General features: G+C 39.5%; 13 protein-coding genes. 9 read left to right on the top strand and 4 right to left on the bottom strand.

Annotated elements, in window-relative coordinates; genetic code table 11:
- Positions 1-93: 93 nt before the first annotated feature.
- Together L659_RS0103275 and L659_RS0103270 are read left to right on the top strand one after the other, a co-directional pair.
- Positions 94-4,074 (top strand): hybrid sensor histidine kinase/response regulator transcription factor, encoded by a 3,981-nt coding sequence (locus L659_RS0103275; RefSeq protein WP_024589592.1) that lies wholly within the window; start codon positions 94-96, stop codon positions 4,072-4,074.
- A gap of 136 nt (positions 4,075-4,210) precedes the next feature.
- Complete coding sequence (locus L659_RS0103270; protein ID WP_024589591.1) at positions 4,211-5,341, top strand: CsgG/HfaB family protein; 1,131 nt, start codon at positions 4,211-4,213, stop codon at positions 5,339-5,341.
- Positions 5,342-5,395: 54 nt separating this feature from the next.
- Here L659_RS0103270 and L659_RS0103265 read toward each other — a convergent pair whose 3' ends face one another.
- A complete protein-coding gene (locus L659_RS0103265) occupies positions 5,396-5,896 on the bottom strand; it encodes a hypothetical protein (protein ID WP_024589590.1) in 501 nt (166 codons plus the stop codon).
- The gene (gene deoC / locus L659_RS0103260; protein ID WP_024589589.1) at positions 5,880-6,632 is read right to left on the bottom strand and encodes a deoxyribose-phosphate aldolase; all 753 of its coding nucleotides are present in this window, start codon (positions 6,630-6,632) and stop codon (positions 5,880-5,882) included. Before deoC ends, L659_RS0103265 begins: the two co-directional genes overlap by 17 nt.
- Positions 6,633-7,082: 450 nt before the next feature.
- Between deoC and cysG the strand changes: the two genes are divergently transcribed.
- The 6 genes from cysG to cysQ are packed head-to-tail and all read left to right on the top strand — an operon-like array spanning position 7,083 to position 14,045.
- Entirely contained in the window at positions 7,083-8,510 is a 1,428-nt protein-coding gene (gene cysG, locus L659_RS0103255; RefSeq protein WP_024589588.1) for a siroheme synthase CysG, read from the top strand.
- A gap of 49 nt (positions 8,511-8,559) precedes the next feature.
- Positions 8,560-9,459, top strand: a complete 900-nt coding sequence (cysD, locus tag L659_RS0103250; protein WP_024589587.1) for a sulfate adenylyltransferase subunit CysD — start codon at positions 8,560-8,562, stop codon at positions 9,457-9,459.
- Positions 9,459-10,883 (top strand): sulfate adenylyltransferase subunit CysN, encoded by a 1,425-nt coding sequence (cysN, locus tag L659_RS0103245; protein ID WP_024589586.1) that lies wholly within the window; start codon positions 9,459-9,461, stop codon positions 10,881-10,883. Before cysD ends, cysN begins: the two co-directional genes overlap by 1 nt.
- 31 nt (positions 10,884-10,914) lie before the next feature.
- Positions 10,915-12,639, top strand: coding sequence for an SLC13 family permease (locus L659_RS0103240; RefSeq protein WP_024589585.1), 1,725 nt, complete (start codon positions 10,915-10,917; stop codon positions 12,637-12,639).
- A gap of 32 nt (positions 12,640-12,671) precedes the next feature.
- A complete protein-coding gene (gene cysC / locus L659_RS0103235; RefSeq protein ID WP_010555008.1) occupies positions 12,672-13,265 on the top strand; it encodes an adenylyl-sulfate kinase in 594 nt (197 codons plus the stop codon).
- Positions 13,266-13,274: 9 nt separating this feature from the next.
- Positions 13,275-14,045 (top strand): 3'(2'),5'-bisphosphate nucleotidase CysQ, encoded by a 771-nt coding sequence (gene cysQ, locus L659_RS0103230; protein WP_024589584.1) that lies wholly within the window; start codon positions 13,275-13,277, stop codon positions 14,043-14,045.
- Between the two features lie 207 nt (positions 14,046-14,252).
- On the opposite strand, the gene L659_RS0103225 is transcribed toward cysQ, so the two are convergent.
- Together L659_RS0103225 and L659_RS0103220 are read right to left on the bottom strand one after the other, a co-directional pair.
- Entirely contained in the window at positions 14,253-17,057 is a 2,805-nt protein-coding gene (locus L659_RS0103225; RefSeq protein WP_024589583.1) for a P-loop NTPase fold protein, read from the bottom strand.
- Positions 17,058-17,306: 249 nt separating this feature from the next.
- A complete protein-coding gene (locus L659_RS0103220; RefSeq protein ID WP_024589582.1) occupies positions 17,307-18,104 on the bottom strand; it encodes an alpha/beta fold hydrolase in 798 nt (265 codons plus the stop codon).
- Positions 18,105-18,554: 450 nt separating this feature from the next.
- On the opposite strand from L659_RS0103220, the gene L659_RS0103215 reads away from it, so the two are divergent.
- Positions 18,555-19,844: an aromatic amino acid transport family protein gene (locus L659_RS0103215; RefSeq protein WP_007580094.1), complete on the top strand. Its 1,290-nt coding sequence runs from the start codon at positions 18,555-18,557 to the stop codon at positions 19,842-19,844.
- Positions 19,845-19,901 lie beyond the last annotated feature (57 nt).

Here is a 19,901-nt window from a genome sequence, read left to right as displayed (position 1 = left end):
TCGGCATTGCATTAAAAAATCAATCTTAACATTGATTAAAAAGCAGTTTATGATTGTCCAAATTATAGGGACTCACAATTAGATAGGAAGTCTGTGAAAGCAATAAAAACAATCATAAGATACAAAATTATTAGCTTTCTATTATTATTTCATATTAGTTCTTATGCCCTGCCATTGTACTTAGATACATATACAAATGAACAAGGTTTATCACAAAATTCAATTACCTGCAGTACCACTGATGAAAAAGGGTTTCATTGGTTTGCTACCCAAGGTGGCTTAAACCGATTTGATGGGTATGAATTTAAGCACTATAAATTCAATCCTTCACACCCTAGTATTTCGGGAAATTGGATTACGGACTGCCTGAATTTAGGAAACGGCCACATTTGGTTTGCTACAACAAGTAATGGACTTAACTTATTAAATACTGAAACAGGAAGTTTTAGTGTTTTTAACCAGTATTCAACCCCTCCTATTACAAACGAACGTATTTCATCAATTTCTTCTAATTCGCCACAAATCATTTGGATTGGTCACGATAAAGGGCAACTTACTCGTTTAGATACATACACAGGTACTACCGAATTATTTTCTTATCAGGGCACGAATCACTTAAATGTTGTTTTTAAGGATGTGCTTTTTGATGATCAAAAAAACCTTTGGTTAGCAAGTAGTATCGGGCTGATTAAGTTCGATACACAAACACATCGGTTCGAACATATATCTAATAGCCCTGAACAGCTCTGGCAATTAAAAAAAGCAACAAGCGGCAAATTTATTATAGGAGGTAAGACTGGTCTAAGTGTTTTTGACTCAAACACACTCGCATTTTATAACTTTGAGCAACTCAAAAATGTTTGGGTCACAGATATACTTTTTGATGATGAAAAAAAATTATGGGTAAGCACTTATGGTCATGGTCTTTATTACCAAGCTACAGATAATTTATTAAGTAGCGAGTTTCGTCAACTTACTCACTCTCCAGATTTAAAACATGGCTTAGCTAACGATCACCTATTATCACTTTACCAAGACCCTCAAGGCATTATTTGGATTGGTACAGACGGCTATGGATTACATCGCTATGATAAAAGGCAGGCTCAGTTTGGTCATCAAAAACATCAAAGCAATAACCCAGCTTCTATCTCGAATGACTTTGTAAGAGCAATACTCAAAGACAGTAACAACTTACTTTGGGTGGGTACGCGCGACGGACTTAACAAACAAACTGACATAGGATTTAAACGCTATAAAACAGATAAAAATCAAGATATAGGCTTAACTAATAACAATATATTTAGTCTTTATGAAGATGCCAATAAACGCGTATGGATAGGCACATACGGAGGTGGTTTACTGCTTTACAACCCAATTAATGATAACTTTTCGGCTTTTACTGTGCAAAGCCATCAACTCAGTAGTAACCGTATTTATGCAATCGAAGGTGATCTAAGTGGTAATTTATGGCTGGGCAGTAACGAAGGCTTAACGCGATTTAATCCCGATACTTTACAGGTTACAAATTTTAAATACACCGCAGATAAAAATAGTATCTCAAATAATACTGTTTTTAGTATTACTTATGACAGCGACAACAACGCTATATGGGCAGGAACCCGCGCAGGGTTAAATAAACTTTCTTTACATGATGAAACATTCACCCATTACCAAAGCGATCTTAAAAAGCCTAATAGTTTAACGCATGACATGGTTACATCCTTGCATTTACAAGATAAAAACACTTTATGGGTAGGTACTTTTGGCGGGCTCAATAAGTTAAATATCCAAACAAACAAAGTAATAAACATTACAGAGTTTGATGGCTTACTTAACGATAATATTTTTGCAATTAAACAAGATAGCAGCGGTTACTTGTGGCTAAGCAGCAACCAAGGCCTAACCCGTTACGCTCCTCAAACCCAACAAATGCAGCATTTTTTACCCGCAAACGGTATACAGCATCATTCTTTTATTTTAGGTGCCGCTTTTCAAGCAGATGACGGCGAGCTATTTTTTGGTGGTATTAATGGTTTTAATCAATTTGATCCGTTAAAACTAACCCTAGCAACTCAACCCCCAGAACCCGTTATTACAGACTTACTTATTTATAACCAGTCAGTCGCGACGCAGCAATATATAAAAAACAAGACCCAAACGGCTAAGCTTATAAGCTATACAGACAGACTCTTTTTTAAAGAAGAAGATGGTGTTATCGGCTTTAAATTTTCTGCTTTAAACAGTGCAGAGCCCCCTTCTCAATACCAATATGCTTACAAGTTAGCTGGGTTAGATAAGCAGTTTTTATACGCAAACAAAAACCAGAGGCAAGTTAGTTATTCTCAACTTCCCGCTGGAAGCTATCACTTTATTGTAAAAGTTAAAGATCAATACGGTCAATGGAGTGATGATAAAACAATGGTTGCGCTTACAGTTACTCCACCTTGGTGGAAGAACAATGTTGCCTATGTCACTTACATCATTATCGTATTATTTATAATGTGGTTAATTATAACAGCAAGGTATAGAGCTAACGTTGCAGAGCAAGCAAACTTAAAAGAGAAAGAACTTAGCAACTTAAAAACCCAACTATTAGATAATGTTAGCCATGAACTTAAAACACCATTGAGCTTAATATTAGCGCCACTTGAGAGTTTACAAAAAAGCCATAAGGATTCAGACACCCAACAAAAACTAGCGATGATTCAACGTAATAGCTATAAGCTATTGGATCAAATAAACCAACTTTTACAGCTCAGCCAGCGCCCAAGCACTGCAGTAAAACACGTCACACCCTATGCTATAAAGCCGGTAGTTGAACAATTAATTGAAGATTTCACCCCTTTATTTGAGCAAAAAAATATTACATTTAAATTTGAAGATTTAACGCAAAAAACTATTCACATTAAATCAGAGCTAAATCATACAATTTCTATTATCAGTAACTTATTAAGTAACGCCCAAAAATACACCCCAAACACTGGCAAAGTATTACTTCAGCTATTAACTAAAAAACAAACATTAATCATCACAGTCTCAGATACTGGTGTTGGTATTGATAAAGAGCACCTTGAGACCGTTTTTCAACGATTTACACGCATAAATACGAGTAATCAAAGCGGTAGCGGTATTGGCTTAGCGCTGGTGAAGCAGCTAGTTGAGCAATATGGAGGAACTATTGAACTTAAAAGTGAATTAAATAAAGGAAGTTGTTTTACTGTTTCACTCCCAATAAATCAAATAGACGAAACCTCTAACCTTACTGCTCTTGCTGTATCTAAAAGCAATAATTTATGTGTAGTAAAAAGTAATAAGATTCTTATTATTGAAGACAACGATGAAATGCGTGATTTAATAACGTCACTATTTATTAGTAGCTTCACGTGTATAAGTGCAGCTAACGGAGAGCTAGGTTTAGCTTTATGTAAAAACGAAATGCCTGACTTGGTAATAAGTGATGTAATGATGCCTGTTATGGATGGCTATCAGTTTATTAAAGCACTGCGCAGCGACACGGCTATTAGCCATATTCCGGTGTTATTACTTTCAGCAAAGGCAGATACGCATAGTAAATTAAAGGGCCTAGACTTACTTGCTGATGACTATTTGAGTAAACCTTTTGAGCCGCAGCTGTTACTCAGCCGCGTTCAAGGGTTATTAACGATTAGAGAAGTACTTAATCAACATTTAAAACAACAACTACCTGCTTTATCACAAACAACCCAGCTCGACCCACAAATGGCGCAAAGTAAAGATTATGTATTTACCGAGCGTGTAAAAACGACAGTAAAAGAGCATTACCAAGACGAAGCATTTAGCGTAGAAGAATTTGCAGCAGCGCTCTACCTTAGCCCTCGCGCTTTACAATTAAAAATGAAAGCCTTGTACAACCTAACACCAAGCGATTACATTCGAAATATTCGTTTGGAATTTGCACAAGAGCTTTTAAAGAATAGTGAGCTTGCAATTGGTCTAGTAGCACAGCAAGTTGGCTTTAATTCACAAAGCTACTTTGCCCGGTGCTTTAAAGCAAAATATAATATGTCCCCAAAACAGTTTCGCGAACAATCCTGATAAATTTCGCCTGTGTGACTAAACATTTCGCACCAGTACTATTATTAACCTACTGATTTAACTAAATTAACATGAATTTAAATATTAAAGGAAATGCACCATATTTCCCTTGAGCGTATTAATTAAGGACAGTCATATGTTAAAAGCACCACAAAAACTATTATTAACGGCACTATTAACTACCACTCTGAGCGCTTGTCAAAGCACCTCCACAAATGTTACGTCAGGTCAAAATTCACCAGACATAAACACTGTCGCCCAAGAACAATACAATGGGCCTAAAGCTCGTATTGCTGTTGCACGCTTTACCGACAAATCAAACAACTCAAAATGGTGGCGTAAAGAAATAGGTGACGGTATGGCTGATCAATTAACTACGGCTCTCGTATCAACAAATCGGTTTATTGTTTTAGAGCGCCAAGCGCTTGATGCTGTTTTATCAGAACAAGACCTAGCAGCCTCAGGTCGCGTTAGTGCATCATCGGGTGCCGCTTATGGTGAGATTGAAGGCGCTGAAATAGTCGTTATTGCAGCGGTAACTGAATTTGATGACGATAGCTCTGGTGCAAGTGTTGGCAGTGGCGGCTTTATGGGTGATGTATTTAGCTCTGTATCCGCTGGTTTCTCAGGCTCTCATATGGCGATTGATCTTCGTCTAATAGATACACGCACATCACGCATTTTAGCTGCAACAAGTGTTGAAGGGGGCAGTAAAGATTTTGACTTTACTGGAGCCGCAACCAACTTTGGTGGCGCACTTGTTGGCGGTAATATTAGTGGATGGTCTGATACCCCTAAAGAAAAAGCCCTTCGTGAAGTTATTATTAAAGCGGTTGAATTTTTAGAAACTAAAATTCCAGATACTTACTATCGCTATAACAGTAACAACACTTTAGCACCGGGTTACACTGCGCCGCCACCGGCAGCTGTACAAGCAAAAACAGCCAGCAAGAGTGCTGTAACAGTTGATGTACCAACCCATAGAATGCCACATTATGAAAAGATGGATTTAGCAATGTCGCGCCTAAGCTTAGTATGTTTGGGTTACCTAAGAAACCAGCCTGATTACGAAGAATTTGAAACACAGGATGTTGAGTACGATCGTAAAACAGTTATCGCACTTCGTGAGTACCAACAAGACAAAAAACTAAAGGTAACGGGTTTAGCTGATGAAACAACTAAAAAGTCACTTGATGATAGTGGTTGTATTGCTAAAACGAACAAATCAAGCCTCGAAAGTATAGGCAACATGTTTAAGTTTAATTAATAAATATTAGCTTTAAGTTTAAAATGAAAAACGGCTGTTACTTAGAGCCGTTTTTCAATCTATACGTAATAACTCACCACGATAAAAATCACACACTAACCAAATTTGCTCAAATTGATAGGTTCTTGGAAAGTTAAGGTCATTGATCACAGCTTCAAAGTCAGCTTTGTGCCAAATAGTACTGGCGTTACGAATAACAAGCCAAGTACGCTCTGAATAATAACGTTTTTTCGCTTTTTGTTTCAGCAACCGCTCTAATGCAGCCCGCAACCTCTGTTCACTTGGCTTTTGTGCCATATCTGCCAAATCTCGTTGCATTTGCATTGACAACGATCGTCCTAAAACAGCCATCGCTTCTGTTTCGCTGGCATATAAATGAGCAATTTCTATATCAAGCTGTTCACTCTCTTGATAACAACTAACGTCAGGTTTATTAGGCTCATTATGCCAAATGTTGCGCATATGAACACCCAACTGCTGCTCATAGCAACGTAAAAACAATTTAGCAGCATCATGCTCTAACTGACGTTTTTCCTCATCACTGCTGCGTTTCATTCAACACCTTGTAAACATCATTCAGTAAGCTTGAAGCACCAAATCTAAATGTATTTGCTTGCAAATAATCATCACCCATTATTGCGCGTGCTAGCGCTAAATAATCACTGGCATCGGCAACAGTTTTAACACCGCCGGCAGCTTTAAAGCCCACACGTTTATCCGAGTTTTTAATGGCTGCTAGCATAATTTTTGTTGATTCAAGAGTCGCATTAATAGCCACTTTACCCGTACTGGTTTTTACAAAATCAGCACCGCCTTCAATTGCAAGCTCAGTGGCTTGAGTTATAAGTGCTTCAGTTTTTAGCTCACCGCTTTCTATTATTACTTTTAGTTTCGCGCGCGACCCACATGCTTTTTTACTTTCGCTTACATAGCTAAGTACTGTTTGAACATCGCCCGCTATGAGTTTTTTGTAAGGAATAACCAAATCAATTTCGTCAGCGCCGCGCTCTATTGCAATAAGTGTTTCGTTAATTACATCACTCAGTGGCGCATCACCCGTTGGAAAGTTAGTGACCGTTGCAACTTTTACGTGGTTAAGCTCACGCGCTGCGAGTGCTATTTTTGCATCATCAACAAAGTCGCTATAAACACATACTGCAGCAGGTGTGCCCAGCGTCGGGTTTATACTATCAACAAGCGCTTGAATGTTTTTGGTTGTATCGCTGGTGTTTAAGCTTGTTAAATCCATCAGTGCGACTGCTAATGCGGCATCTTTTTGGTGTTGTGTCATTAGAGCTCCGTTGCTTATGTAATACCAATTTTATTAAAAACATAATCATTCTAGCGTATTAAATAACTTACTAACTACGTTAAAAATTATTTATATAGAACAACTATGTATCATAATTTTAGCCTTGTTATTGAGCTATTTTCTCGTCGCTATAATAGATCACTAATTTAATGCAATTGGTATAAGTACAAAATTTGATATGCCTCCATATTAACAAATTAAACCAAACTCGCTATAGCTCATAACCAAACACTATAAGCTGGTTATTTTACTTGTAACTCGGCGCAATCCCTTGTTAACTAGCTCTTAGGCCTAAAAAGCCTACCTATTATAACTTTTGGTTATATCAACTTGGTTTTAATTATTTTTTACTTATTGATAGCCGCTATATTCTGCTTATCAGAATAAAGTGTTTTCTTATATTTGAATTTGTTTAGGGGTCTTATTAACGTGCAGTATTTACCTATCTTTACCAAACTCGACAACAAACCAGTATTGGTTGTTGGCGGTGGAGAGGTCGCATTACGCAAATGTCGCGCGTTTTTAAAAGCGAGAGCGAGCGTTACTTTAGTAGCGCCTTGGTTTTGCGACGAACTAAAAGAGCATGCGCATAATAATGAAGTAACGCTTATTGATGCTTATTTTGATGAATCGCATCTCGATGGCAAAATGCTTGTTATTGCAGCAACCGACCGCGATGAAGTAAACAACAACGTATTTGAACTTGCCAATGCCCGCAATGTATTTGTAAACGTGGTTGATGACCAACCTAAATGTACGTTTATATTTCCATCCATTGTTGACCGCGACCCAATTACGATTGCGATATCAAGTGCAGGCACAGCGCCGGTACTTGCACGTCGCTTACGCGAAAAGCTCGAAACCCTTATTCCGCATCATATTGGTCCACTTGCAACACTTGTTGGTGGCTTTAGAGACAAAGTAAAAAAACGCTTTAAACATTTTTCAGACCGCCGCCAATTTTGGGAAGGCGTATTCGACTCATCTGTCGTGAGTAAAGTGCAAACCGGTGATACTCAAGCCGCACAGCAACAACTAGAGCAAATGCTAGATGCTAAAGCAGAACCTGAAGGCGAAGTATATATAGTAGGTGCAGGCCCTGGCGATCCAGAGCTTTTAACACTTAAAGCACTACAACTTATGCAACAAGCCGACGTCGTCGTTTACGACTTTTTAGTGTCTGACGAAATTATGGAATTAGTGCGCCGCGATGCTGACCTTATTTGTGTAGGCAAACGTTTAGGCGATCATAGTGTTGTTCAAGACGACACCAACCAAATGCTGGTCGACCTTGCTAAACAAGGCAAAAAAGTGTGCCGCATTAAAGGTGGCGATCCGTTTATTTATGGCCGTGGTGGCGAAGAAGTACAAGTACTGGCTGCTAACAACGTAAATTATCAAATTGTACCGGGTATTACAGCCGCTGCAGGTTGTAGTGCGTATGCGGGTATTCCGCTTACGCATCGTGACCATGCACAAGCCATTCAATTTGTAACTGGCCACTGTAAAAAAGACGGCCAAGAACTTGATTGGCAATCGCTAGCAAAAGCAAATCAAACGCTTGCTATTTACATGGGCGTAATTAAATCGCCGCACATACAAAGCGAGCTTTTAAAACATGGCCGCAAAGCCGACACACCTGTTGCCATTATCGAAAACGGTACACGCAAAAATCAGCGTGTAGTAACAGGCCAATTAGGCGAACTTGCCGACTTAATCCAGCGCAACAGCATTATATCGCCTGCGTTACTCATTATTGGTGAAGTAGCCGCCCTGCACTCGCAACTAGCGTGGTTTGGGAAAAACGAACAAACAAGCAGCTTTGCACAGCCGCTAACAGATGTATCAAATACATAACCGAATTTTAAATTTGTAACTTTTAATCATTTTAGTAGGACGACTAACAATGGCTTTAACTCACCTTCAGCAACTTGAAGCTGAAAGTATCAAAATCATGCGCGAAGTCGCCGCTGAGTTTGAGAACCCAGTAATGCTTTACTCTATTGGTAAAGATTCGTCGGTACTTTTGCACTTAGCGCGTAAAGCATTTTACCCTGCAAAAATTCCGTTTCCGTTATTGCACGTAGACACCAATTGGAAGTTTCGTGAAATGATTGAGTTTCGCGACCGTATAGCTAAAGAATACGGTTTTGACCTACTGGTACACAAAAATCCAGAAGGCATTGAAATGGGTGTAGGCCCGTTTACGCATGGCTCGGGTAAACATACCGACATAATGAAAACCCAAGGCTTAAAGCAAGCACTTAACAAATATGGTTTTGATGCTGCATTTGGTGGCGCACGCCGCGACGAAGAAAAGTCACGCGCAAAAGAACGTGTTTACTCGTTCCGCGACAAACACCATCGCTGGGATCCTAAAAACCAACGTCCTGAGCTTTGGAACACCTATAACAGCCAAGTTAATCCGGGCGAAAGCATTCGTGTTTTCCCGTTATCTAACTGGACTGAGCTTGATATTTGGCAATACATTTACCAAGAAAACATCGACATGGTACCGCTTTACCTAGCAAAAGAGCGCCCTGTTGTTGATCGCGATGGCACCCTAATTATGGTTGACGATGAGCGTATGCCACTTAATAAAGGTGAAGTACCGCAAATGAAATCTGTACGTTTTCGTACATTAGGCTGCTACCCACTTACCGGTGCAGTTGAGTCAACAGCAAGTACTTTAACCGAAATCATCGAAGAAATGCTGCTATCTACGTCATCTGAACGTGAAGGTCGTGTTATTGACCATGATTCAGCCGGCTCAATGGAGAAGAAAAAACGTGAGGGGTATTTTTAATGTCTAGCCAAAATAACGATATATTTAACGAAGTAAAAGAAATAGGCATAGACGCCTACCTAGCACGCCAACAAGACAAAAGCTTATTGCGTATGCTTACCTGTGGCAGCGTAGATGACGGTAAATCAACATTGATTGGCCGCCTACTGCACGACAGCCACCAAATTTATGAAGATCAGCTAGCTGCCCTTCATAAAGATAACGAAAAAGTAGGTAACGCAGGTGAAGATCTTGACCTTGCATTATTAGTTGATGGCCTACAAGCTGAGCGCGAGCAAGGCATTACCATTGACGTAGCGTACCGTTACTTTTCAACGGCTAAGCGTAAATTTATTATTGCCGACACACCTGGGCACGAGCAATACACGCGCAACATGGTAACAGGTGCATCAACAAGTGATGTAGCCATTATTTTGGTTGATGCGCGTTACGGCGTGCAAGTACAAACCAAGCGTCACAGCTTTATTTGTGACTCGCTGGGCATTAAGCAGTTTGTTGTTGCCGTTAATAAAATGGATATCGTTGATTTTGACGAAACAGTGTATGAAAAAATTAAGGCCGATTACCTTAAATTTGCTGAGCAACTTAACGTATCAAACATTAAGTTTGTGCCTATGTCGGCGCTTAAAGGCGACAACGTAGTAACTCGCTCTGCTCATACACCGTATTACACCGACAAGCCGCTACTTGAATTACTAGAAGATTCGCCAGCAGCCGAAACAGATACAGGCTTTGAAGCGCGCCTACCGGTGCAATATGTTGTGCGTCCTAACTTAAACTTCCGTGGTTTTCAGGGCACACTGACATCGGGCAAGATACATGTAGGCGATGCTATAAAAGTATTACCGTCGGGTAAAACATCAAGCATCAAAGAAATTGTTACCTTTGATGGCAACCTAGATAGCGCACAAGCAGGCCAAGCAATTACCGTTACCCTAAATAACGAAATTGATATTAGCCGAGGGGATGTAATCGTTCCTGCAAACTCAACGGCCGTGGTTACCAACCAGCTGCAAGCTAAAATTGTGTGGATGCATGAATCGCCATTAGTATTAGGTAAAAGCTATAACCTAAAACTAAGCAGCAAAAACACCTCAGCTATTGTTAAAAAGATTGATCACACAATTGATGTGAACACGCTTGAACACGGCACTAGCGACTCACTGCAGTTAAACGAAATTGCGATTGTAACGCTTGAACTAACCGAAACCATTTTGGCAGACGAGTACCACAGCAATCACGAAACAGGTTCGTTTATATTAATCGACCGCTTATCAAACTTAACCGTTGCTGCGGGCATGATTGAACAAGTACTGCAAAGCCAAGCACAGCAAAGTAACTTTAGCGAATTTGAAGTTGAATTTAACAGCTTAGTACGCAAGCACTTTCCGCATTGGCAAGCGCTTGATATTTCTAAGTTATAAGTTAACTTTAGCCTGTTAGGAATTTAAAAGCATGGTAGAACAGCTCGTTTTAACAGGCATTATGCTTACCTTAGTCGGGTGCCTTTTTGGCACCCGTATTAATCCAGCATGGTTATTTGTAAGCGCCATTGGCACCAGCTACTTAGCAGGGCTAATCGATCTTGAAAGCATGTTAATTAATTATGCTAACCCGTCGCTTATCACCTTGGTGCTATTAGTGCTAGTGTCGACCGCAATAGAAAAAACCACTCTAATTCAAAAGTTAGCGCAATCGCTATCTAAAGGTAGTTTAGTAAAATCGGTAACAAAGCTGGGATTATCGACCGCCTTTTTATCGTCGTTTACTAACAATACCGCCGTTGTTGCATCGCTTATTACCGCGATAAAAGACAACCCTAATCACTCCCCTTCAAAGCTATTATTACCGCTGTCGTACACTGCTATTTTGGGCGGCACCATTACGCTTATTGGTACATCAACCAACTTAATCGTCAATGGCTTTGCAGTTGATGCGGGCATGGAACCACTGGGCTTTTTTGACTTTACCTTAGTGGGTTTAGGCGCGTTAAGCGTAGGCCTAATTACCATTTTAGTGATGCTTAAATACTTACCCGACAACGGTAAAAGCGACCAAGAAGTCGTGCCTTTTTACCTAGAAGGTAAAGTACAAGCAAACTCAAAGTTAATAGGCCAAACCGTTGAAGAAAACGGCCTGCGTGATTTAAAAGACTTATTCCTCGCTGAAATTATTCGCGATGGAAGCCGCATTTGCGCAGTCACCCCGCAGCAAATTATTCAAAAAGATGACGTGCTGCTTTTTGTAGGTGACATAAAATCGGTGCCATTACTTACCCGTTTCGACGGCCTAAAAGTAGTGCACGAGAATCATCAAAAAGACATAGAACACTTAGTAGAAGTAGTTGTAAGTCAGTCTTCAAAATTTATAGGTAAAACCGTAAAAGAAGCCCGCTTTAGAGAACAGTTTCATGCAGCCGTTATTGCCATTCGCCGTGGTCACGACCGCTTACAAGGCGGCCTTGGGCAAGTGCAATTACAAGCTGGCGACTCACTAATACTTGCCCCAGGCAAAAACTTTTACACCTTGCCTAATTTAAAGCGCGAATTTGTGTATATTTCAGGGTTTGACTTACAAGCCCACCTTGCACCTAAGCAATCAAATATTGTGCTACTGTGCTTTGCAGCAGTACTGGGTTTAAGCATTATTGGCATAGTGCCGCTGGTTAAAGGCTTATTAGTATTACTGATTGGCTTAATGCTCAGTGGCACCATAAAACTTAACGAAGTAAAACGCCGTTTTCCACTTGAGTTATTAGTGGTAGTAGGTAGTGCCATTGGCCTTGCCAAGTTAATGATAGGCACCGGACTTGCTGGGCAAATATCCGACGCCATGTTTATGGTACTTGGGGATTTTGGTCCTTACGGCGCATTTATTGCCATATTTTTAATGACCGTATTATTTACCGAGCTTATTACTAATAACGCAGCAGCTGCCTTGTCGTTCCCTGTTGCTTACTCGCTCGCGGTTGGTTTTAATGTAGACCCGCTGCCATTTATTATGGCGGTTGCCTTTGGCGCATCAGCTAGCTTTATATCGCCATTTGGGTATCAAACTAATCTAATGGTTTATAGCGCGGGTAACTATCGCTTAAAAGATTACATAGTGATGGGCTTACCCCTTTCTATTATTTATTCAATCACGGTATTAACCTTGATCCCGCTGGTATTTCCATTTTAATACCTGCGCTCACAGCATAAGAGACTCTCACTATGGATGAAAATATAGTTTGGCATAACTACGCAACTACAAAAGCACAGCGTAGTGAGCAAAAAAAACATAAGCCCGCTATTTTATGGTTTACCGGCTTTTCAGGCTCTGGCAAAAGCACCGTAGCAAACGCACTAGAAGCGGCGCTTAATCAGCAAGGTACGCACACTTACCTGCTCGATGGCGACAACGTACGCCACGGTTTATGTAAAGACCTAGGCTTTAGCGACGAAGACCGCATTGAAAACATACGCCGCGTAGGCGAAACCGCTAAACTAATGACCGACGCTGGCTTGTTAGTACTTACTGCGTTTATATCGCCTTTTAGAGCGGAGCGCGATATGGTGCGCAGCCTAGTAGATGACGGCGAATTTATTGAAGTATTTATCGATACCCCACTGGATGTATGCGAAAGCCGCGATCCAAAAGGCTTATACAAAAAAGCCCGCGCAGGGGAGATAAAACACTTCACGGGTATCGATTCAAGCTACGAAGTGCCAAACAATCCAGAAATAATTTTAGATACAAGTAAAAACACCCTAGACCAATCGGTTACACAACTGATAACGTATCTAAAACAAAAGCACATAATATAGGTTAACCCCATGAATCAAACCGAACTGCTAGAAGAAACCCTCATCCTTGCCCGCAAAGCAGGCCAAGCGATAATGGGAATTTACGAAAAGGACTTTAACGTTGAGTACAAAGCCGATGAAAGCCCCGTAACCGACGCCGATTTAGCAGCTCATAAATTGATTGTGGCAGGGCTTCAACAGCTCACACCCGACATTCCAATACTCAGTGAAGAAAACGCCGACATAAGCTGGGATGTACGCCAAACGTGGAAAAGCTACTGGTTAGTTGACCCAATCGACGGCACTAAAGAATTTATTAAAAAGAACGGTGAATTTACCGTAAACATCGCTCTAATTAAAAATGGTATTCCTATTTTAGCCGTAGTAGATGCACCTGCCCTTGGCGTATCGTATTTAGCCGCCGAAGCCATTGGTGCTTTTAAAGATAAAGGCGATGAGCGAATTGAGCTTAAAGTAACGACTAAACCTAACAAAGGGTTAATTCGCGTTGTAGGCAGCCGCTCGCACCCATCACCCGATTTAGCTGAGTTTGTAAAACGCTTTGATGAGGTTGAAATGGTGTCTAAAGGCAGCTCACTAAAGCTGTGTTTAGTGGCCGAAGGCAGCGCCGATATTTACCCACGCTTAGGTCCAACTTGCGAATGGGATACAGGCGCAGGCCATGCAATCGCCGAAATAGCCGGTGCTAAAGTCACTAAGCTTGATGGCAGCCCGCTTATTTATAACACCAAAGATGAATACTTAAATCCGTATTTTATTGTGAGTGCGATAGAAGAGTAAGGGCCTAGAGCTGTTAACTACTAGCGGTTCGATGTAAACCTAAACACCGTAGGTTGGGTTGAGTGGAACGAAACCCAACATGCTTAATATTTAACCGCCAGTCGTTAGACCCATGCCTCCCGTAGGAGATGGCTTTAAACCATAAAAACCTATACCGCAAATAGTTTCACCACCAAGAACACCGAGGCGCTTCGCTACACAGAGCGATTACAACGCCTCAGAAAAACTTAAGTTTTTTATTGCCAAATCGATATCTGAATTATTTTCTTGATTATCTTTAAGCTTTGCGAGTGTTTGTAAAATATCTCCTTTCTGGTCAGGTGAAAGCTCTGAAAAGTGCTCTTGCAAACCCCGAACGCCATTATGGTTACGCGATGCTGCCTCAGCTAAAAACTCAATAGTCCGAGTGTTTTTATTTTTGATTACAACTTCCAATAGATTTTTCATTAGGCTATTTAAAAAGTTAAATTCATCATCGGCTAACTGCGCAAAAGTTATAAATCTTAGGCACACGTAAAAAGATTGTTCAGACAATTTATGTGCGTTTTCACTTAAAAAATTAACTATATTAATGTCCTGAAAAAGCTCATTACTATAGCTTGCAGCTTCCTTTCTATCTGCTTCATCTTTAATGTCCCCATAATGCCCATTTACATCTCTTATTTTGGTTTTTCCTTCAAAATTTCGTTGCAACCTTTCCAGTTGTAACTCAAGCAACTTTTCTCCACTTTCTAAATTTACTAGCATGTCTAAAACGCTTTTTAAATTACCACTATCAATAGTTTGCTTTGTATATTCATTAAAAAGATCTTCAGTCAAAAAGCCATTTTTATCATCTCCAATATTTTGTAAAACATCTAAAACTATTTGTTCTACTCTATCTTGGTTTTTATCACATGAAAAAAGTATGCGCCCAAAACGTTTAAATGCCTCTTGCCATCGATAATCACTACAAATATTTTTTGCTAATTCTTGAGTTGATAAAGATTTTATAGAATCAATAACAATCTGATCTCTTAGCTCATTTTCAGGGACTGTTTCCAGTAAAATACGCTTTAAATAATCAACAGTATCTAGTTTTACACCTAAATGTTGCTCGCCACTATTTTTATCACTTTTTAAACCATTTCCGCTTTTATTAGTTATATCTTCTTTAAGATTTAGTAATTCCTTGAATAAAGCATTGTAAACATGCGTAGCTTCACTATTTGTAAAATCAGCTATCAAGTTTGAGAGGGTTTCATTTATTGTTTTTTGTTTTCCATCTTCTGTTTTAGCTACTGGTAACGGTTTAACATTAACTAAGCTTGTGTACGAGTTTACAAAAGCATTAAATAACGCAGGCTCAGCCTCACGTAATGTAGTGAGTAATAACAAAGAGCCAAAATCGACCTCTCCCAATAACTTTTCTTTAGTCCAACACTTACTTACGCGTCGCATCACTCGCTTCAAAACTCGAATTGAAACTATAAAGTTATTAGAAATAATAGCTGGCTGATAAAAAGTCTGACGAAAAGTAAGAGGGGTTTGGTTGAAATATTGTTCAGAACTACTTATTGAAGAATGTGTTAACAACATATCATTCTCGAATACTTCTTTAGTGCATAGCTTTGCCCACTTACATAAAGTTTTCTTTGAATCTTCGGATACTATCGTTTCGATGTGATCGGCCAGCTTGCTTTGTACTTCAATATACAAGGACTTCTCATTACCCATCGCAACGATAAAATTGATATGACTTAAGTTTTTATCTTTCAATCTATCCAGCAGCGCGGCTATATCATTCAAACGTTTCTCATTTTCATCGCCAGTACCACGATCAACGTCTTGCAAAGTAATGAGTAGTTTATGGTTTGTTGTTTTTAGTACATCATTAAGTTTTTGAAAACTTCCCTCAATATCAACAGGGCCTGCGAGTAACGTAGATGCAAACTGAAACATACTACCACCCGACTTTAGTGCTTCAGTGTAATGTTTAGGTAGTGTACGAAAGGCACACATATCAATATATTGGCTTATATCATCAATAATATTGCTGAGTATCACATGAGCAACATTCCCGCTTGCAGCGCCCCATGTTGATATATCGCTGTGTATCCAAGTACTCTCTTTTTCAGAGTTTTTTGCCAAATCATTCACAATACTTTCGACGATACTGCTTTTTCCGCAACCATAAGGTCCACATAATGCTATGTGCTGCGCTAAATCTTTTTCATACTTATCACCACCATTTTGCAGCCGCTCGGTGATACGCTTGGCATACACCTGTAAGTCTGGCTCTAATTCCTCTGTGCTTTTAATAGTCGAATCGTCTTTAAACCAACTTTTAAACTGATCTAATGTTTTAAAATCACCAGAACTCAGATTTTTCGTACGCTCCAAAGTTATTTGATTACGATTCCATTTAGCTTTAATGCATTCATTTATATATTTGATTATCAAAAATATTGCAGAGAATATGTAAATATCTACTGTTATAAAAAGCGGCCAACTAAAGCCTATCTGACTGATATGCCAATAAATGAAAGCTGTACTAATCACTGCGATAAGAGAAAAGCATACAACTAAATTAAGGCTAATTCTTTCATTGCTTTGTTGATAAGCTGTAATTATGGAAGAGCCTAAAATTAATACGATGAAATACTCAAAACAAGAAGTAGCAGCTATTAACTCTTCTTGGTTTGAAGTGAAATACAAAATAGCCCCTATAATAGTTACCGATAACCATAAGCTCATTGTCACTGGCGGGTATCGCCAGCTAAATCCAATATCGCGTTTAGGGTGCGATATATAAAATTTATCAAGCAACAGCTTTATGCCAATACCCGCTAAAAAAGCACCGCTGTAATGTAAAACCGGATTCGCAGCTAAAATAGCGCTCCAACTCGAATATGCCTTTTGTACAAAACCGGCTTTGCTTAAAAATACAGTAATTGTTGCGGCGGTAATTGCGCACAATAAAAGAGAGAGCCAGCGTGTGGCTGTAATAGGGAGAGTTTTAACTTGCGACAACTTAATATCCTTATCAATACGTTACCTTGCCAGTGTATATCAATTGAATATTATTGGATAAGCAAGTTTAAGAAATAAAGTCGCCTCTTGGCTTTACCGCTCGAATGACGCTATGGCTTGTTGGGTTTCGCTTCGCTCTACCCAACCTACGCTTTGATATAAAAATGGAGTTTTATTCCTTTAGGTCTTGTTTTGAGTTTAGGGCGAAAATCCAAAAAGAATGTACCGATCTTATTCCTTCTACAACCCTTAACGATTTTGCTGGGCGATAAACGCAAGCGAGTGCTGATTGAATAAGTCAGGGCGTTCCACATTGCAGACATGGCCGCAATGGTGAATAGTTTGCAGTACGCTATTTTTATGACGCTTAACCATTTCTTTAACAGGGCCAAGGAACATATGATCTTCTTTGCCCATAATGTAAAGAATGGGAATATCAATGTCTTTTTCTTTGAAATATTGCATTAAAGGATTTACGTCCATGGCTAATTTAAACCATTTTATAAACTCTTTTTGGCACAAGCGTTTTGCTTCACGAACAAACAAAAGTCGAGATTCTTTATGACGCTTTTTCGGCATCATAATAAAAGCAAATAAGCGATACAGCCACATATAAGGCAGGAAGTGTTTAAAAGTATTACCTAAATAAACCAATGTATTACTGCGCGTATTAAAACGAGTAACCGCTCCACCTAGCACCATGCTAGAAACATATTGCGGCGCAATTTCAGCAATATTTCTAATAATAATTGTGCCCAATGAAATACCAACAAAGTGTGCGCTGGTGATATTGTTATGATCTAACACATCGATAATGTCTTTAGAGACATTATTAAATGAATAATTATTATCAACAAAGTTTTGTACTAAGTTATTCGATTTTCCATGACCACGAAGATCTAGCAACAACACATTATATTCTTTTTTATAGGCTTTAAGCTGACGAAACCAGATTGCCGAACTACCACCTGCTCCATGGACAAATACAACCCATGTTTTACTGGTTTCGTGCGCAAAAGTAGTATGGAAGAGAATATCTTTGCTCATTGCAGTTAGTGGCCTATTTACTTCGTTTGGCATATTCAATTGTAGGAAGTATAACGGAGTTTAATAAAAATCTCTTATGAAGTTGAGATTAATGGCTTCTACTTAGCAGCTTTTGGGAGCAGATTTTGATTTTTAAATGAAAACCAATAAAAATGATCTTCCCCTATTTTTACGTTATGAAAACCGCCTTCCTCGGCTTTCCTGCTCGCGTGACACTATAGCGTGTTGGGTTTCGCTCCAACTAACCAACCTACCCATACAGTAACTCTATAATGTGGCTTGCCATTAAAGGCTTTTGCTCACTTTTACACCACTGTTTCGTATTCATGACACTTACCCTCCAATTGAGCCTAATTAATTAGTCTAAAAATCTCTTCAAAACATGAAAAATGTCTCTAAAAACTATACCCTTCGGCGCAGTTATTATTTAAATAATGGATGAGCACACACATGACAACATCTCAAGATGCAACGCTTTCAAATGCATCACCAAACACACACACAAATTCAAGCAAAAATTCAAACACAAAAACTAAATGGAACCTGCACGATACGCAGTGGACATTAAGTTTATTTGGTACCGCCGTTGGTGCGGGTATTTTATTTTTACCTATTAACATTGGTATTGGCGGTTTTTGGCCGTTAATTATTATGGCGTGTTTAGCGTTCCCAATGACCTTTTTTGCGCACCGTGGATTAGCGCGCTTTGTACTTTCATCAAAAAATAAAGATGCCGATTTTACCGACGTAGTTGAAGAGCATTTTGGTGTGACTGCGGGGCGGTTAATTTCCTTGTTGTACTTTTTATCTATATTCCCAATTTTGCTTATTTACGGTGTAGGTTTAACCAATACCGTTGATAGTTTTATGGTTAATCAAATGGGGATGGAATCACCTTCTCGCGTGCTACTTTCGGGTGTATTAGTTGCAGGTATGATTAGCTTAATGATGGGCGGCGAGCGCTTAATGCTACGTGCCTTTGCTATTTTAGTTTATCCGCTTGTGGGCATATTGTTCTTTTTATCACTTTATTTAATCCCTAGCTGGCAAATGCCAGATATGACTGTGCCTGAAATAGGCAGCTTTGGTAAAACATTGTGGTTATCGATTCCTATAATTGTGTTTTCGTTTAGCCACGCAGCGGCTATCTCAAGCTTTGTAAATGTGCAACGCGGTCATTACGGCGAACAAGCTACACGTAAGTCTGAGGCCATTTTAAAGCGCACTAGCTTGCTACTTATTACCTTTGTACTGTTATTTGTGTTCTCTTGCGTGCTGTCGCTTACAGGCGAGCAAATGGCAGCGGCTAAAGCGGCTAACGTATCGGTTTTATCCTACCTTGCTAATATTACTGATAACTCGTTTATTGCCACACTTGGGCCACTTGTTGCCTTTATTGCTATTACATCGTCGTTTTTGGGTCATTTTTTAGGTGCACGCGAAAGCTTTACAGGATTAGTAACTAAACAAACAGGCTTAAGCGCTGGCGTTACCGATAAAATTGGTGTGTTAATCATGTTTTTAGCTATTTGGTTTTGTGCTGTTAAAAACCCAAGTATTTTAGACATGATGGATCAGTTATCGGGCCCTATCATCGCGATGATTTTATTCATTATGCCAATGATTGCAGTTTATAAAGTACCTGCACTTAATAAATACCGAAATCGCTTTAGCACGCTATTTATATTAGCGGTTGGCTCGCTTGCTGTATTTGCACTTTTATACAGCATGCTTAAGTAATAAAGCTGTTTATACAAAAGCCCGGCTACTTTTTTAGCTGGGCTTTTTTGTGTGCTG

Source organism: Pseudoalteromonas sp. S8-8 (assembly GCF_000497875.1).
Classification (GTDB): Bacteria; Pseudomonadota; Gammaproteobacteria; order Enterobacterales; family Alteromonadaceae; genus Pseudoalteromonas; species Pseudoalteromonas arctica.
Note: the sequence above shows the minus strand (reverse complement) of the source record. Positions and strands in the feature narration are given on the sequence as shown.

Excerpts from the sequence above, each read along its gene's own strand:
- L659_RS0103270 (WP_024589591.1), top strand. The coding sequence starts at position 4,211 with ATGTTAAAAGCACCACAAAAACTATTATTAACGGCACTATTAACTACC.
- L659_RS0103265 (WP_024589590.1), bottom strand. The coding sequence starts at position 5,896 with ATGAAACGCAGCAGTGATGAGGAAAAACGTCAGTTAGAGCATGATGCT.
- deoC (WP_024589589.1), bottom strand. The coding sequence starts at position 6,632 with ATGACACAACACCAAAAAGATGCCGCATTAGCAGTCGCACTGATGGAT.
- cysD (WP_024589587.1), top strand. The coding sequence starts at position 8,560 with ATGGCTTTAACTCACCTTCAGCAACTTGAAGCTGAAAGTATCAAAATC.
- cysN (WP_024589586.1), top strand. The coding sequence starts at position 9,459 with ATGTCTAGCCAAAATAACGATATATTTAACGAAGTAAAAGAAATAGGC.
- L659_RS0103240 (WP_024589585.1), top strand. The coding sequence starts at position 10,915 with ATGGTAGAACAGCTCGTTTTAACAGGCATTATGCTTACCTTAGTCGGG.
- cysC (WP_010555008.1), top strand. The coding sequence starts at position 12,672 with ATGGATGAAAATATAGTTTGGCATAACTACGCAACTACAAAAGCACAG.
- cysQ (WP_024589584.1), top strand. The coding sequence starts at position 13,275 with ATGAATCAAACCGAACTGCTAGAAGAAACCCTCATCCTTGCCCGCAAA.
- L659_RS0103220 (WP_024589582.1), bottom strand. The coding sequence starts at position 18,104 with ATGAGCAAAGATATTCTCTTCCATACTACTTTTGCGCACGAAACCAGT.
- L659_RS0103215 (WP_007580094.1), top strand. The coding sequence starts at position 18,555 with ATGACAACATCTCAAGATGCAACGCTTTCAAATGCATCACCAAACACA.